The 15,801-nt window shown below is 70.7% G+C and carries 13 protein-coding genes and 1 tRNA gene; 7 read left to right on the top strand and 7 right to left on the bottom strand.

Annotation, left to right across the window (positions count from 1 at the left end):
• Positions 1 to 105: 105 nt before the first annotated feature.
• Together ppgK and map are read right to left on the bottom strand one after the other, a co-directional pair.
• Complete coding sequence (gene ppgK, locus FS770_RS00965; RefSeq protein WP_144942553.1) at positions 106 to 939, bottom strand: polyphosphate--glucose phosphotransferase; 834 nt, start codon at positions 937 to 939, stop codon at positions 106 to 108.
• A 73-nt stretch (positions 940 to 1,012) separates the two neighbouring features.
• Positions 1,013 to 1,909, bottom strand: coding sequence for a type I methionyl aminopeptidase (map, locus tag FS770_RS00960; RefSeq protein ID WP_144942554.1), 897 nt, complete (start codon positions 1,907 to 1,909; stop codon positions 1,013 to 1,015).
• 182 nt (positions 1,910 to 2,091) lie between these two features.
• On the opposite strand from map, the gene FS770_RS00955 reads away from it, so the two are divergent.
• Positions 2,092 to 2,268, top strand: coding sequence for an SPOR domain-containing protein (locus FS770_RS00955; RefSeq protein WP_145009312.1), 177 nt, complete (start codon positions 2,092 to 2,094; stop codon positions 2,266 to 2,268).
• 245 nt (positions 2,269 to 2,513) lie between these two features.
• On the opposite strand, the gene panB is transcribed toward FS770_RS00955, so the two are convergent.
• Complete coding sequence (gene panB, locus FS770_RS00950; protein ID WP_144942556.1) at positions 2,514 to 3,362, bottom strand: 3-methyl-2-oxobutanoate hydroxymethyltransferase; 849 nt, start codon at positions 3,360 to 3,362, stop codon at positions 2,514 to 2,516.
• A gap of 283 nt (positions 3,363 to 3,645) precedes the next feature.
• Between panB and FS770_RS00945 the strand changes: the two genes are divergently transcribed.
• From FS770_RS00945 to FS770_RS00935, 3 genes are all read left to right on the top strand, one after another.
• The gene (locus FS770_RS00945; RefSeq protein WP_145009309.1) at positions 3,646 to 4,989 is read left to right on the top strand and encodes a glutamine synthetase family protein; all 1,344 of its coding nucleotides are present in this window, start codon (positions 3,646 to 3,648) and stop codon (positions 4,987 to 4,989) included.
• A 9-nt stretch (positions 4,990 to 4,998) separates the two neighbouring features.
• Positions 4,999 to 8,070 carry a bifunctional [glutamine synthetase] adenylyltransferase/[glutamine synthetase]-adenylyl-L-tyrosine phosphorylase gene (locus FS770_RS00940; protein WP_145009307.1) on the top strand — a complete coding sequence of 1,024 codons (3,072 nt, stop codon included), beginning with the start codon at positions 4,999 to 5,001 and terminating at the stop codon, positions 8,068 to 8,070.
• Positions 8,071 to 8,261: 191 nt separating this feature from the next.
• Positions 8,262 to 9,035 (top strand): glycosyltransferase family protein, encoded by a 774-nt coding sequence (locus FS770_RS00935; protein ID WP_145009304.1) that lies wholly within the window; start codon positions 8,262 to 8,264, stop codon positions 9,033 to 9,035.
• Between the two features lie 27 nt (positions 9,036 to 9,062).
• On the opposite strand, the gene FS770_RS00930 is transcribed toward FS770_RS00935, so the two are convergent.
• From FS770_RS00930 to FS770_RS00920, 3 genes are all read right to left on the bottom strand, one after another.
• A complete protein-coding gene (locus FS770_RS00930) occupies positions 9,063 to 10,631 on the bottom strand; it encodes a HAMP domain-containing sensor histidine kinase (RefSeq protein ID WP_145009301.1) in 1,569 nt (522 codons plus the stop codon).
• Positions 10,628 to 11,377, bottom strand: coding sequence for a response regulator transcription factor (locus FS770_RS00925; protein ID WP_144942560.1), 750 nt, complete (start codon positions 11,375 to 11,377; stop codon positions 10,628 to 10,630). Before FS770_RS00925 ends, FS770_RS00930 begins: the two co-directional genes overlap by 4 nt.
• A 135-nt stretch (positions 11,378 to 11,512) precedes the next feature.
• Positions 11,513 to 11,588 (bottom strand) — tRNA-Arg (locus FS770_RS00920).
• 241 nt (positions 11,589 to 11,829) lie between these two features.
• On the opposite strand from FS770_RS00920, the gene FS770_RS00915 reads away from it, so the two are divergent.
• From FS770_RS00915 to FS770_RS00905, 3 genes are all read left to right on the top strand, one after another.
• Positions 11,830 to 12,528, top strand: coding sequence for a single-stranded DNA-binding protein (locus FS770_RS00915; RefSeq protein ID WP_145009298.1), 699 nt, complete (start codon positions 11,830 to 11,832; stop codon positions 12,526 to 12,528).
• A gap of 84 nt (positions 12,529 to 12,612) precedes the next feature.
• Positions 12,613 to 14,295: an energy-dependent translational throttle protein EttA gene (ettA, locus tag FS770_RS00910; RefSeq protein ID WP_145009295.1), complete on the top strand. Its 1,683-nt coding sequence runs from the start codon at positions 12,613 to 12,615 to the stop codon at positions 14,293 to 14,295.
• Between the two features lie 210 nt (positions 14,296 to 14,505).
• Positions 14,506 to 15,411 (top strand): SDR family oxidoreductase, encoded by a 906-nt coding sequence (locus FS770_RS00905; RefSeq protein WP_222126479.1) that lies wholly within the window; start codon positions 14,506 to 14,508, stop codon positions 15,409 to 15,411.
• Positions 15,412 to 15,514: 103 nt separating this feature from the next.
• Here the strand turns inward: FS770_RS00905 and FS770_RS00900 are convergent, their stop codons facing one another.
• Positions 15,515 to 15,736, bottom strand: a complete 222-nt coding sequence (locus FS770_RS00900) for a phosphopantetheine-binding protein (protein ID WP_055082429.1) — start codon at positions 15,734 to 15,736, stop codon at positions 15,515 to 15,517.
• Positions 15,737 to 15,801 lie beyond the last annotated feature (65 nt).

Raw genomic sequence — 15,801 nt, 5'->3', positions numbered from 1 at the left:
AGACTCCAGGAACGAGACCCCGAGGGTCTGCGGAGGGGAAGCCGCGGAAACCATCGGGGTCTCGCTCTGTGTACGGGCTCCTAGCCCGCCGTGTGCTGGCCCGGCCTACTTCACGGGGTCGATGACCGGCTTTGCGGCCTGCGCTTCACGGCACTGCTGCGCCCACAGTGCCGCCCCCACGATGCCCGCGTTGTTGCGCAGCGCGGCGATCTCCACCGGCGTGCGCAGTTCGAGGTAGGGAACGAACTTCTCCGAGTTCTTGGACACACCGCCGCCGATCACGAACAGGGACGGGGAGAAGAGGAACTCCACGTGCTCGAAGTAGCGCTGCAGCCGTTTCGTGGCCCACTTCTTCCAGGGCAGCTGCTCGCGCTCACGAGCGGCCGCGGAGGCGCGGGTCTCGGCGTCGTGCCCGTCGATTTCCAGGTGGCCCAGCTCGGCGTTCGGCACGAGCTGGCCATTGAGGATCATTGCGGAGCCGATGCCGGTGCCGAGGGTGATGACCATGACCAGACCCTTCTTGCCCTTGCCCGCACCGTAGTGCGCCTCGGCAAGCCCGGCGCCGTCGGCGTCGTTGAGGGCCTCGACCTCGCGGCCCAGCGCCTCGGTCATGAGGGCGTCCACGTCCGTGTTGATCCAGGACTTGTCCACGTTCGCCGCAGACAGCGCCACGCCGTTCTTGATGATGGCGGGGAACACGATGCCCACGTGGCTGTCCGGCTCGGGGGCCTCCGGTCGCGACTGCAGCTCGTCCACGATCTGCCGGACCACACCCGCCACGGCCTCCGGGGTGGCCGGACGCGGCGTGGGGATCCGGAAGCGCTCGCCCACGAGCTGGCCCGTGGTGAGGTCCACGATCCCGCCCTTGGTGCCGGTGCCGCCAATGTCAATGCCGATGCCGTACCGCGATACGACGCCCTGCGGAGTACCTGAGCTCATGAACGGTCCCTTCGGTTCACGGTGGAGAACTGGAGCGGGGCCGATCGGAACGCCGTCGTCCCCCGCGTCGAGTTTACGGGAGGGTGAGGATCTCCACACCGTCCTGCGTGACGACCATGGTGTGTTCGTACTGCGCGGTGCGCATGCGGTCGTGGGTGGTGATCGTCCAGTCGTCGTCCCACTGGTCCCACGCGATGGTTCCGAGCGTGAGCATGGGCTCGATCGTGAAGATCATGCCCGGGACCATCTCGGTGGCGTAGGAGGGTGCGGCGTCGTAGTGCGGCACGATCAGACCCGTGTGGAACTCGCGGCCCACACCGTGACCGGTGAAGTCCCGCACCACCCCGTAGCCGAAGCGCTTGGCGTACTTCTCGATCACGCGGCCGATCACGTTGATCTCGCGCCCGGGGCGCACCGCCTTGATCGCACGGTTGGTGGCCTCCAGCGTGCGCTCCACGAGCAGGCGGGAGTCCTCGTCCACGTCCCCCACGAGGAACATGGCGTTCGTGTCCCCGTGCATCCCGTTCTTGTAGGCAGTGACGTCCAGGTTGATGATGTCCCCTTCCTCCAGCACCGTGGAGTCCGGGATGCCGTGGCAGATCACCTCGTTGAGCGAGGTGCAGATGGACTTGGGGAAGCCGCGGTACTCGAGACAGGAGGGGTAGGCGCCGTGGTCGCACATGTACTCGTGGGCGATGCGGTCCAGCTCGTCGGTCGTGACACCGGGCTTCGCCTCGGCACCGGCGGCCTGCAGCGCCCGCGCGGCGATCTGTCCCGCCTCACGGACGAGCTCGATCTCCTCGGGTGTGTAGACGTTCGAGGCACGGCCCTCATCCGGTTCCGCGCGGCCCACGTACTCGGGGCGCTCGATGCTCCGGGGGACCGGGCGCATCGGGGTGAGGGTTCCCGAGCTCAGGGCCCCCAGGGGCGCGGTGGATCCGGGTGCGGGTTCGAGGTTGTGGCTGGTCACGGTGGGTCTCTGCCTCCTGGGGCGTTCACGTGGTGGGCGGTCCGGGCACGTGGTGGCGCGCCGAACACCTGCTTCACCAACTACCCTAAGCCTTGGGTCCCGGGCTCGTTCCGCCCGGGCCGTTCGCGACCCCGCCAACCGGGCGGGCATGCGGCGCGCGGCGCCGGAGAGTGAGGAAGCACATGGCCGAGTACTGGTACAACCTCTACACCAAGCAGGTCGAGGAGGGCGCCAAGGACGACTACCGCCAGCTGATGGGCCCCTATGCGACCCGCGAGGAGGCCGCACACGCCCTGGAGCGCGCGGCTCAGAACACCAAGCGCTGGGATGACGAGGACGCCGCCTTCAACGGCGACTGAGTCCCTCGTCACGCGCCTCAAGGGCATCACGGGTCTCACGGGCCTCAGGGTTGCACGGTGCTTCACAGGCCTCGCGGGGTGGGGGCGGGCGACGATGCCGGGACGGCTTCCCAGCCCCGGCCCGGGTGGCGCGCCACGCGCCAGTCCGCGGCAGGTACGCGAGCCCACCTACCGGTCCGGCAACCGGTCCAGCCGGTCGGGGGACCCCGGCCACAGGACAACCGGGGCGTTCGTGCTTCCCCTGATCAGCCGCGGTAGGAGTGCTCCTCGCCGGGGAACGCGCCGGAGCGGACCTCGGCCACGTACTGCGCCACGGCGTCGTGCGCGGTCTCGGCCAGCTGCGCGTACTGCTTGACGAACCGCGGCATGGCCCCGGTACGCAGGCCCAGCATGTCCTGCCACACCAGGACCTGGCCGGTGGTCACGTTCCCGGCCCCGATGCCCACGGTGGGGATCCGCAGCTCCTGCTCGACGTCCCGTGCGGCGTCCGCGGAGACCATCTCCAGGACGACGGCGAAGCACCCCGCATCCTGCACGGCCAGGGCGTCGCGGTGCAGCTGCGCGGCGGCGTCGCCCCGCCCCTGGATCCGGAAGCCGCCCAAAGCGTGCTCGGACTGCGGGGTGAAGCCGATGTGTCCCATCACGGGGATGCCCGCGCGCACCACAGCCGCCGCATGCCCGGCCAGGGCCGCACCCGCCTCGAGCTTCACGGCGTGCGCCCCGGTCTCGCGCATCACCCGCACGGCGTTGCGCACCGCCTGCTCGGGGGACTCCTCGTAGCTGCCGAACGGCAGGTCCACGACCACCAGGGCGCGGTTCGTGCCGCGCACGACGGCCCCGGCGAACGTGATCATCTGATCGAGCGTCACCGGAAGGGTCGAGCCGTGCCCCAGCACGGTGTTGCCGAGCGAATCCCCGACCAGCAGCACGTCCACGCCTGCGGCGTCGAAGATCCCGGCGGTGAGGACGTCGTAGCTCGTGAGCATCGAGAACTTCTCACCGGTGTCCTTGGCGCGCTGCAGGTGCAGGGTGCGCACGCGGGAGACCTCAGCGAGGGGACGGGCGGACGCGGAACCGGGCTGGGGAGCACTCATGGCTCCAGCCTACCGGGCGCTTCATGGGCCCCGGATGCGGCCGTCGGCGTGAGCTCCCGGGTGCGGTGCCGCGGCGGTGCATGGCCCCGAGATTCCCCGAGATTCGCGGGGCCGGCGCCGCGGCGGGGTGCGGGCGGCGTCGTCCGCGGGGTTCGAGGGCGGGGCTGCGGGGCGCGCCGAGGATGTCGGTGGGTGTCGTTAGAGTGGGGGCGACGCCCGGCCGGGGACCGGCTCGGGCTCCCAGACCGCTGTGCCGCACGCCCGAGGAATCCGAGGTGGACCGATGGACCGTCAGCAAGAGTTCGTGCTCCGAACGATCGAGGACAGGGACGTCCGCTTCGTCCGGCTCTGGTTCACGGACGTCGTGGGCACGCTGAAGTCCGTGGCGCTCGCCCCGGCGGAGGTCGAGGCGGCCTTCGAGGAGGGCCTGGGATTTGACGGCTCCTCGATCGAGGGACTCTCACGCGTCTTCGAGTCGGACATGCTGCTGCAGCCGGACCCCTCAACCTTCCAGCTGCTGCCGTGGCGCGGCGAGGACGAGCCCACGTCCCGGATGTTCTGTGACCTGAAGACCCCGGACGGCGAGCCCTCCGCAGCGGACCCGCGCGGCGTGCTCAAGCGCGTGCTGGCCAAGGCCTCCGACATGGGGTTCACGTGCTACACCGCGCCGGAGATCGAGTTCTACCTGCTGCGCTCCCCGGACCTCGACCCCGCCACGGGCGAGCCGGTGCCCGTGGACTACGAGGGCTACTTCGACCATGTGCCGGGCGGTGTGGTGCAGGACTTCCGGCGCCGCGCCGTGAGCATGCTGGAGGCCGTGGGCATCTCCGTGGAGTTCTCCCACCACGAGGCCGGGCCGGGGCAGAACGAGATCGACCTGCGCTACGCGGACGCCCTGCAGACCGCGGACAACATCATGACCTTCCGCACGGTCGTGCGAGAGGTGGCGCTGTCCCAGGGCATCTACGCGACCTTCATGCCCAAGCCGTTCTCGCGCCACCCGGGCTCCGGCATGCACACCCATTTCTCGCTCTTCGAGGGGGACACCAACGCGTTCTACGAGGCCGGTGCCGAGTTCCGGCTCTCCCTGACTGGGCGGCACTTCATTGCGGGGCTGCTGCGCCACGCACCCGAGTTCACCTCGGTGACCAACCAGTTCGTGAACTCCTACAAGCGGCTGTGGGCCGGCGACGAGGCCCCGTCCTACATGTCCTGGGGTCACAACAACCGCTCGGCGCTCGTGCGCGTGCCCCTCTACAAGCCGGACAAGGTGCAGTCCTCGCGGATCGAGTACCGCGGCATCGACTCCGCCACGAACCCGTACCTCTCCTACGCGGCACTGCTCGGGGCGGGACTGAAGGGCATCGAGAACGAGTACGAGCTGCCCCCAGTGGAGATGGACGACGTCTTCTCCATGAGCAGCGCCGAGCGCCGCGCCGTGGGCCACCAGCCGCTGCCGAGCAGCCTGCACGACGCCATCCGTGAGACGGAGGACTCCGACTTCATGGCGGAGCTGCTGGGGGAGACGGTCTTCGACTACTTCCTGCGCAACAAGCGCCGCGACTGGGACCAGTACCGCCAGGAGGTCTCGCCGTACGAGCTGCGCACCAACCTGGGCATCCTGTAGGTGGCCGCGGTGAGCGGGGCGACGGGCAGCGCGAAGGAACGGGCGGAGAAGATCTCCGCGAAGGAGCTCATCGCGATCGGTTTCGCGGACGTCACGAACGCCCGGCGCTGGCTCGGCTTCCCGGAACTCGACACCGTGGAGCTGCCGGCGCTGCTGGAGGGCTTGTCCCACGCCGCGTCGCCGGACGTGGCCCTGCAGCTCCTGGTGCGGCTCATGGAGCAGCACCCGGAGATCGGCCGCCGCGTCAACGGGGACCCCGCCGACTCCGAGACCATGTTCCGGCTGCTCGGTGCCTCCGAGGCGCTCGGAGAGTTCCTGCTGCGCGCACCCGAGAACCTCGACCTGCTCGAGATCCGTCCTCAGGTCCGTCCCGGCACGGACCAGCCCGCGGCGCTGCGGGCCGCGCTGCTCGAGTCGGTGGGTGCCGATCCGCAGGCGGAGACCCCCGTGGCCACGGTCACCGGTGCCGACGGCCAGAAGGCGTTGCGCCTGGCCTATCGTCGGGCTCTGGCGCGGGTTGCCGTGCGCGACGTGGGCGCCCTCGATCCCGTGGAGTACATGCCCGCGGTCGGACGCCAGCTCGCGGACCTCGCCGGCGCCGCCCTCGAGGCAGGTCTTGCCCTCGCCCGCGCCCAGTCGAACGAACGGTGGGACCCCGCGGTGGTGGAGCAGGTGCGCCTCGCGGTGATCGGCATGGGCAAGTGCGGCGCGCGCGAGCTGAACTACATCTCGGACGTCGACGTGGTCTACGTGATGGAGACCCGGGCCGCGGAGTCCGGAGAGGTCCCGGACGAGAACACCGCCACGGAGATCGCCACTGAACTCGCGCACCTGCTGGCCCAGGCCATGATGGCCACCGGTCCGGAGCCCGCCCTGTGGGAGGTGGACGCCAACCTGCGCCCCGAGGGCAAAGACGGCCCGCTCGTTCGTACGCTGGACTCCCACGTTCGCTACTACAAGCGCTGGGCGAAGTCCTGGGAGTTCCAGGCGCTGCTCAAGGCGCGCTGCGTGGCAGGGGACCAGGAGCTCGGGCGGCGATACGAGGACGCGATTGCCCCGTTCATCTGGTCCTCCGCCGAGCGGGAGGGATTCGTGGAGTCCGTGCAGGCCATGCGCCGCCGGGTCACCGAGAACATCCCCGAAGCCGACCGGGACCGGCAGATCAAGCTCGGCCCCGGCGGTCTGCGGGACGTGGAGTTCACCGTCCAGCTGCTGCAGCTCGTGCACGGGCGCAACGACGAGACGGTGCGCACCCGCGCGACGACCGAGTCCCTCGCCGCCCTGTCCTCCGGCGGGTACATCGGGCGCAAGGACGCCGAGGATTTCGGTCAGAACTACCGCTGGCTGCGACTGCTCGAGCACCGGATCCAGCTCTTCCGCCTGCGCCGCACCCACCTGATGCCGCGTGACGAACGCGAGCTCGCCGTCGTCGCCCGCTCCGTGGACGGCGCCGCACCGCGTACCCACCCCACGGCGCCGCGGCTCGTGGAGGAGTGGACCCGGGTCAAGCGGACGGTGCGCTCCATGCACGAGCGCATCTTCTACCGTCCGATGCTGGCCGCGCTGGCCAACGCCCCCGCGGACACGACCCTGACCACTGACTCCGCCCGGGACCGCCTGGCCGCCCTGGGGTACCAGGACACGAAGGCCGCCATGCGCCACATCGAGGCGCTGTCCCGCGGAGTGAGCCGACGTGCGGAGATCCTGCGGACCCTGCTCCCCGTGCTGCTCGACTGGCTCGCGGAGGGCGTGGACCCGGACGCCGGGCTGCTGAACCTGCGCCGCGTCTGCGACTCCCTGGGCACCACCCCGTGGTTCCTGCGGCTGCTGCGGGACTCCAACGCCGCGGCCGAGCGGCTGTGCCACATCCTCTCCAGCTCCCGCTACGTGTCGGACCTGCTGGAGACCTCCCCGGAGTCCACGGCGTGGCTCGGGGACGACTCCAAGCTCGCCACGCGCTCCCTCGACGAGCTCGTCACGGAGATGTGGGCCCAGCTCTCGCGGCACCGGGACGCAGCAGAGGCCATGCGTGCGGTGCGCCAGATCCGTCGGCGCGAACAGCTGCGCATCGCGCTGGCGGACACGAGCGGCGTGGCGGACGTGGAGACCACGGTGGCGGGGCTCTCAGACGTGGACCAGGCCACCGTGATGGCGGCCCTGCACCTCGCGCGCACAGAGTACGAGCGGGAGAACGAGCGGTCGGTGCCTGCCGAGATCCTGGTGGTGGCCATGGGTCGGCAGGGCGGCCGGGAGATCGGTTTCGGTTCGGACGCGGATGTGATGTACGCGTACGAGCCGGCGGAGGGTGCAGAGCCTCAGGAGGCACAGGAGGCCGCCGAACGCGTGCTCGCCCGCATGGTTAAGCTGCTCAAGCAGCCGTGCACGCCACCGATCCTGGCGGAGCGGATCCTGGAGATCGACAACGACCTGCGCCCAGAGGGCCGGTCCGGCGCGAAGGTGCGCTCCGTGGCTTCCTACGCGGAGTACTACGAACGCTGGTCCGAGACGTGGGAGCGCCAGGCCCTCACCCGGGCCCGGTACATGGCCGGCTCGGAGGAGGTGGCCCAGGCGTTCTTCCGCGTGGTGGACCGCTACCGGTACCCCGCGGAGTTCACGGACCGCCAGCTCGTGGACATCCGGCGCATGAAGGCCCGGGTGGAGAGCGAGCGGATGCCGCGAGGTGCCGACCCCACGCGGCAGGTCAAGCTCGGCCGGGGAGGTCTCTCGGACGTCGAGTGGCTCGTGCAGCTGCTGCAGCTGCAGCACGGCCACGACGTCCCGGAGCTGCGCACCACGTCCACGCTGCCTGCGCTGCACGCCGCCGTGGCCGCGGAGCTCGTGGGCCCGGAGGACGCCGCCGTGCTCGAGCACGCGTGGAAGCTCGCCACCGACATCCGCAACGGCAACGTGCTGCGCTCCGGACGTGCCTCCGACTCCGTGCCCTCCCGTCGCGCGGACCTCGAGGCGGTCGCCCGCTGGATCGGCTACGAGCCCGGTTCCGCCACGCAGCTGGAGGAGGACTACCTGCGGATCACGCGGCAGTCGCGCTCAGTCTTCGAGCGGCTGTTCTACGGCCGCTGAGTCCCTCCCTCACACTGCCGGGGCTGCTGGCCGCCCACCGCGCGCGTTCTGTCCGTACGCCGCCGGACTTACGGTCGCATGCGGCAGACTTCTGCGTGCACGCCGCGGGACTTCCGTCCGGACCAGGCGTGCACAGCCGGGGCACAGGCTGGAATGCGTGGCGGCTCAGACCCGCGGCGGACAGTGGGGTCATGACAGCTTTCCCCTCCCACGGCGCGGTGCCGTCTCCACGTCAGCGCACCGCGGCGCCGTCACCCCGCCGTCGCCGTTCCACCGCGGTCCGCTCCGAGCTGCCCGTCGGGCCGGTCACGCGTGAGCCCGTGGGCCTGCCCGTGACCGGGGCCGTGATGGACCTGGTGGTCCCCGCGCGGGACGCCCAGCGGGAGCTCGAACCGTTCGTGCGCCGCCTGGACGGTTACCTCACGTGCTACTTCCCGTACGCGTACCGGCTCAGCGTGGTGGACCTCGCCTCCTCGGACCGGACGTTGGCGGTCGCGGAGCGCCTCGCCCGGGAGATGCCGGGAGTCCGCGCCGTGCACCAAGGTTCGGACAACCCCGTGACCGCGCTGCGTGCGGCGTGGGCGGAGTCGACCGCGCCCGTCGTGGCCGTCACCCGGATCGCACCCGGCATGGACTTCGCCGTCCTGGCCCCGCTCGTGGTTCCACTCATCAGCGGCCACTCGGACCTCGCGTTCGGCACCGACGCGGTGCGGGACCCGCGGTTCGCGCGGACGGTCGCGCAGCGCTCCGTCGCCCGGTTCGCCCACCGGCGCCCGCCCGCGGCCCGTGCCGTGCGACGTCGTCGTGCCAGCGCGGGCGTGGTGGCCGTGCGCGCGGACGCCGTCATGCGTGTGCTGCCTCTGCTGCGCGAGGAGGCCGGCACCTTCGAGGCGCAGCTGCTCGCGCTTGCCATCCGCAGCGACATGCGCGTGTTCGGAATGCCCGTGGAGCGCGCCGTGACCTGAGACGTGCGGCACCGCGCGGACCCGCTGTCAGTCGACGACGACGTCGCGCGGGTTCTGCAGCGGCAGCCGCACCTCGAACTCCGTGCGGCCCGGGCGGGAGTGCACCTCGACCGTGCCGCCGTGCGCCTCCACGATCGCCTTGACGATCGACAGGCCCAGACCCGTGGTGTGGCCGTCCGAGCGCCGGGAGGTGTCCCCTCGGGTGAAGCGGCCGAAGATCTCCGGGAGCAGCTCGGGGTCGACGCCCTGGCCGTCGTCGGTGACGGTCAGGATGGCCTCGCGGGCGTTGAGCGAGGGGTGCACGCCGGCGACCACCCGCGTGCCAGCGGCCGTGTGGTTCCGGGCGTTGGCGAGCAGGTTGACGAGCACCTGGTGCAGCTGCCCACCGTCCGCGGAGACGAGCACCGGTTCCGGTGCGAGGTCGAGGTCCCACTCGTGGTCCCCGGCCGCGACGGCCACGTCCCCCACACACTCCACCACCAGCTCGGCGAGGTCCACGGGCTGCCGCGCCGGCGTGGTCTCGTGCGAGAGCCGGGTCAGCAGGAGCAGGTCCGAGACGAGCCCGCCCATGCGCTGGGCCTGCGCGCGGATGCGTTCCAGCGACTGCGCCCCGTTCTCGCTCAGGGGCTCGCTCATGCGCAGCAGATCCGCGTAGCCCTGGATCGAGGCCAGGGGGGTGCGCAGCTCGTGGGAGGCATCCGCCACGAAGCGCGCCATGCGGTCCTCCGACTCCTGGCGGGCGGTGAGTGCGGCGTCCACGTTGTCGAGCATGCTGTTCAGCGCGTGGCCCACGGCCCCCACCTCGTTGCCGGGATCCGCGTCCCTCGCCTCCACACGGTTGGCCTCCGGGAGCCGGGTGGAGCCGAGATCCAGGCGGGAGACCTCGGTGGCCACGTCCGAGACGCGTTCCAGTGGACGCAGGGCGCGGCGGATGCCCCAGCTGCCCAGCAGGCACACGAGCACCACGGCGAGGACGGAGACTGCCGTCACCACGGCCAGCACGGTGCCCAGGGGAGTGTTCACCTGGGACAGCGGCAGGCCCGTGATGATCACATCCCCGGTGGGCGCGGTGACCGCCTGCACACGGTATCTCCCTGCCTCGAGCCTCTCCGTGTGGACCGTGCCGTCCGGGGCGAGGGACTGCAGCCGGGAGCGGTCCGCGTCCGAGAGCGCCGTGACCTCTCCCTTGGCGTCCAGGATGCCGCTGTGCACCAGGGTGCCGCCGTCCACGCGGGCGTTCAGCGTGCCGGCGGCCTGCCCGGGGGCGTCCAGGGGATCCGGCGGGGCTGTGCGCGTGTCACCCTGGGACGACTCATGGGAGGGCTCCTGGGACGGCTGCTGCCCGGTCTGCTGGTCGGTCCTCCGGGAGGGACCGCCGCCGGAGAACCCGTCCGTGCCGGAGAACGTGGTGGCGCGCTGGGAGGCGTCCGCCAGCTGGCGGTCCAGCTGGTCCGTGAGCGAGCTCCGCACGGCCAGGTAGCTGGCCAGCCCCATGAGCACCGCTGCGGGGACGAGCAGGGCCAGCAGCAGGGCGAGCAGCCGGGTCCGCAGCCGACGACGCCGGGCCGGGCGGGCGCCCGTCGCGGCGGAGCTCATACTGCGGGCTTGATGACGTAGCCCGCCCCGCGCACGGTGTGGATCATGGGCGCCCGGCCCACGTCGATCTTCTTGCGCAGGTAGGAGATGTAGAGCTCCACGATGTTCGCCTGCCCGCCGAAGTCGTACTTCCACACGTTGTCGAGGATCTGCGACTTGGAGACCACGCGCTTGGCGTTCTCCATGAGGTAGCGCAGCAGCTCGAACTGGGTAGCGGTGAGCTCGATGTCCTCGCCACCGCGGGTGACCTCCCGCGTGTCCTCGTTCAGGACGAGGTCCCCGACCACGAGCTCCGCGCTGTCCGCCACGGTGGTCCCGGAGCGCTGGACCAGGCGGTGCAGGCGCAGCAGCACCTCGTCGAGGGAGAACGGCTTGGTCACGTAGTCGTCCGCGCCGGAGGCGAGTCCGGCGATCCGGTCGTCCACCTGGTCCTTGGCGGTGAGGAACAGACACGGCACGTCCGCGTCCAGCTCGCGGATCCGGCGCAGCAGCTCGAGTCCGTCGAAGCCGGGGATCATGATGTCGAGCACCAGCACGTCCGGGCGGGCCGTTCTGGCGAGTTCGAGGGCGCTGGGCCCGTCCGCCGCCGTGTGGGGCTGCCAGCCGAGCATGGTCACCCCCATGGCGATCAGGTCCGAGAGCATGCGCTCGTCGTCCACCACGAGCGCGCGGATGGGTGAGCCGTCCGGGTGGGAGAGCGGAGGCAGGGATGCGGCGACGCCGACGGGTGAGTTCTGGGGGCTCATGGCCTCCGATGATAGGCGACGCGCCCACCAGGAGACCGGGAGCACTCGTGGCGCCCCTCTGCCCGGTCCCGTGTCGACGCCGACGGGTCCCGCGTCAACGGGCCCGCCTCTGCACCCGCTTGACCAGGTGTTGCGTGGTGCCCCAGGAGGGAGTCGAACCCCCGACCAAGAGATTAGAAGGCTCCTGCTCTATCCACTGAGCTACTGGGGCGGGCCGCGAAGCGACGACTCAGTTTAGCAACGGTGCGCCTGCCCGCCGGACACGGCCCGGTCCGTGCGGTGCGCCCTGCACAACGCGGGACGCGACGCCGCCCGCCCCGCGTTCTGCACGGATCCCGGCCCCGGTGCTGTCAACGCAGGGGACGGCGCGGAGAGTGGTGTCACCCCGCACCGGGGCCACCGATCGCCCGCAGGCCACCGCGCCGGGGCGCAGCGAACACAAGGAGCACCCCATGAGTGAACAGGTCACACTGCGCGGATTCGTGGGTAAGGACCCGCAGACCCGGATGTTCGACGACGGCACGAGCGTCGCCTGGTTCCGCCTGGCCACCACCTCCCGCCGCTTCGACGCCGCCACGAACACCTGGCACAACGGCACCACCAACTGGTACACCGTGCGCTGCTTCCGCACCCTGGCGATGCACGTCAGGGCCAGTGTCCGCTGCGGTCAGCCCGTCCTGGTCACCGGCAAGCTCGGCATCAACGAGTGGCAGTCGGAGAACGGGCCCCGCACGGAGATCCGCGTGGACGCCACGTCCATCGGCCACGACCTCGCCTTCGGCACCGCCAACTTCGCACGTGCGGGCGGTCGTCCGCAGCAGGGGGCGCTGGACGGGACCCAGAACGCCGGGGACGGCGGGTCGTCGGACCGGCGCAACGAGTCCGGGCCCCGTCACGGCACCGACGGGGAGGACGGCGGTGCCGAGGACGGCTCCGGCGGACGGTCCGGGAAGGACGAGGGCCACGGCGCGAGGTTCCGCTCCAGCCGGTCGCTGGGTCTCGGGGAGGACGGATTCGTGGGCACCAGCTCCGGTGCGGTGTTCGATCTTGCACCGGACGACGACACCTTCGACGGGCTGAGGACTCCGCAGGGGCAGGACGGGCAGGAACTCGAGGAGGAGAAGCAGCCGGTGGGCGAGGGTGCCCGCTGATTCCGCCCCGCACCCGCGCCGGGGCCGGGGGCGGGGCGCTGCCCGTGGCACCCGGCCCGGGGTCGGCACGGTAGCCTGGAGGGTATGGCGGAATTTATCTACACCATGAACAAGGCCCGCAAGAAGGTGGGCGACAAAGTCATTCTGGACGACGTCACCATGTCGTTCTTCCCGGGCGCCAAGATCGGCGTCGTGGGCCCGAACGGCGCCGGCAAGTCGACGATCCTGAAGATCATGGCGGGACTGGACCAGCCCTCCAACGGCGAGGCGCGGCTGAGCCCCGGCTACTCCGTGGGCATCCTGCTGCAGGAGCCCCCGTTGAATGAGGACAAGACCGTCCTCGGCAACGTGGAGGAGGGCGTGGGCGAGATCAAGGCGAAGCTGGACCGCTTCAACGAGATCTCCGCCGAAATGGCCGAGCCGGACGCGGACTTCGATGCCCTCATGGAGGAGATGGGCAAGCTGCAGGAGGAGATCGACGCCGCGAACGCGTGGGATCTCGACTCGCAGCTCGAGCAGGCCATGGACGCGCTGCGCTGCCCGCCGCCGGACGCGGACGTCAAGGTGCTCTCCGGTGGTGAGCGCCGTCGTGTGGCACTGTGCAAGCTGCTGCTGGAGAAGCCGGACCTGCTGCTGCTGGACGAGCCCACCAACCACCTGGACGCGGAGTCCGTGCTGTGGCTCGAGCAGCACCTCGCCTCCTACCACGGTGCCGTGCTGGCCGTGACCCACGACCGGTACTTCCTGGACCACGTTGCGCGGTGGATCTGCGAGGTGGACCGCGGTCGTCTCTACCCCTACGAGGGCAACTACTCCACGTACCTGGAGACCAAGGCCAAGCGCATGGAGGTCCAGGGCAAGAAGGACGCCAAGCAGGCCAAGCGGCTGAAGGAGGAGCTGGACTGGGTCCGTACCAACGCCAAGGGCCGCCAGACCAAGTCCAAGTCGCGTCTGGCGCGCTACGAGGAGATGGCGGCGGAGGCCGAGAAGACCCGCAAGCTCGACTTCGAGGAGATCCAGATCCCGCCGGGACCGCGCCTGGGCAACCAGGTGATCGAGGCGAAGGACCTGCAGAAGGGCTTCGGGGACCGCTCGCTCATCAACGGTCTCTCGTTCTCCCTGCCCCGCAACGGCATCGTGGGTGTGATCGGCCCGAACGGCGTCGGCAAGTCGACGCTGTTCAAGACGATCGTGGGTCTCGAGGAGCTCGACGGCGGCGAGCTGAAGGTCGGCGACTCCGTCCAGATCTCCTACGTGGACCAGAACCGCGAGAATCTTGACCCCGAGAAGTCGCTGTGGGAGGTCGTCTCGGACGGTCTGGACTACATCAACGTGGGCAAGGTGGAGATGCCGTCCCGCGCGTACGTCTCGGCCTTCGGCTTCAAGGGCCCGGACCAGCAGAAGAAGGCCGGTGTGCTCTCCGGTGGTGAGCGCAATCGCCTCAACCTGGCACTGACGCTGAAGCAGGGCGGCAACCTGCTGCTGCTGGACGAGCCCACCAACGACCTCGACGTCGAGACGCTGGCCTCCTTGGAGAACGCACTTCTCGAGTTCCCGGGCTGCGCCGTGGTCGTCTCCCACGACCGGTGGTTCCTGGACCGGGTGGCCACTCACATCCTCGCGTGGGAGGGCACCGAGGAGAACCCCGACCGCTGGTACTGGTTCGAGGGCAACTTCGACGCGTACGAGGAGAACAAGGTGGAGCGTCTCGGCGCGGACGCCGCCCGCCCGCACCGTCTCACGCACCGTCGCCTCACGCGCGACTGACGGTCGCACCCTCCGGATCGCCCCGTGGACCCTCGTGCTCCGCGGGGCGATCCTCGTTCTCGGGTGGACCTCACGGGTGGCGGGCAGAACACGGGTGGGAGACGGGGTGTCTCATCGGTCCGGGCCTGGCGTCGGAGCCCCGGAACGGGGGATGCCCCACGTACGAACCGCGGTGCATGGCGCACCCTGACTAAGGTTAGGCTTGCCTCTGTGTATTCGCGCGACGAGACGACGGCACCGACGACCTACGATCCCCGTGGGGCAGCCGCAGCAACCGGCACAGGGCCGACGCCGCCCGCGTTCGAGACCGTGGTGGTCACGGGGGCCGGCGGGGGAATGGGAACGGCCGTGGTGGCGGACCTGCTGGCGCGGGGCTATGCCGTGGCCGCGCTGGACCTTCCGGAGGGTGACCCGTGGCAGGGTCGGCGCGGACCCGGGGAGGACATCGAGGCCCTCACCATGACTGCCAAGGCGACGGAGACCGGGCGCCTGAGCTACCGCAGCTGCTCGGTGACCGACGGCACACAGGTGGCGAGCACGCTGGACGAGATCGCCGCGACCATGCCGCCGCTGCTCGGCCTGGTGAACGCGGCCGGCGCGCTGGAGACCGGCACGGTCCTGGAGACGGGCGAGGAGCAGTGGCACCGCGTGGTGGGCGTCAACGCCATGGGGGTCTTCCTGGTGACCCGCGAGACCTTGCGGGTGATGGTCAGCCAGTGCGCGCAGGACCCGTCCAACCGGCGCAGCCTGGTGACGATCTCCTCGAACTCCGCGGTGGTGCCGCGGGCTCACATGGCGGCCTACGCGGCGTCTAAGGCGGCGGCCACGCACTTCACCACGAGCCTCGGGCTGGAGTCCGCCCGCTACGGGGTGCGCGCGAACGTCGTGGCCCCGGGGACCACTCTCACCAACATGGTCATGGGCATGTGGGAGGGGCAGGACCGCTCGGCGCAGATGGTGGCCGGGGACCCGGAGGCCTTCAAGACGGGCATCCCGCTGGGCAGGGTTGGCCGGCCGGAGGACGTCACCGGCGTGGTGGGCTTCCTGCTGGGGGAGTCCTCGCGCCACATGACCATGCAGGTGCTCGCGGTGGACGGCGGCGCCGCCCAGCACTGAGCGGCCGGGCAACGAGGGGCCCGAACCGCGGGGAACGCAATGGGCGCCACACGCGCAGAACGCGTGCCGCCCATGGTCGTCGGGCCCGCCCGTGGGCCGGGGCTCAGGCCTCCAGCAGGCCCCGCCAGGCGTCGAGCCGGGGGTCCTCGGCGAGGTCCACGTAGTCGACGTCGTAGCCGCGCGCGATGATCCCCTCGACCACGCCCATGAGGCGTACAGAGTCCAACCCCAGGTCGGTCAGGTCCGCGGACGTGTCCACCTGCTCGGGCGCGACGCCCAGTGCCGTGGCGACCTCGCCGCGCAGCTCCTCGATGATCTCCGCCACCGTGTGTTCCTCTCGCTCCGACAGTGAAATTAGCTAAGGATAGGCTACCCTAATACGCGTTGTCC

It is taken from the genome of Kocuria salsicia (assembly GCF_007681555.1).
Taxonomy (GTDB): Bacteria; Actinomycetota; Actinomycetes; order Actinomycetales; family Micrococcaceae; genus Kocuria; species Kocuria salsicia.
This window is presented reverse-complemented; position numbering and strand designations above follow the sequence as displayed.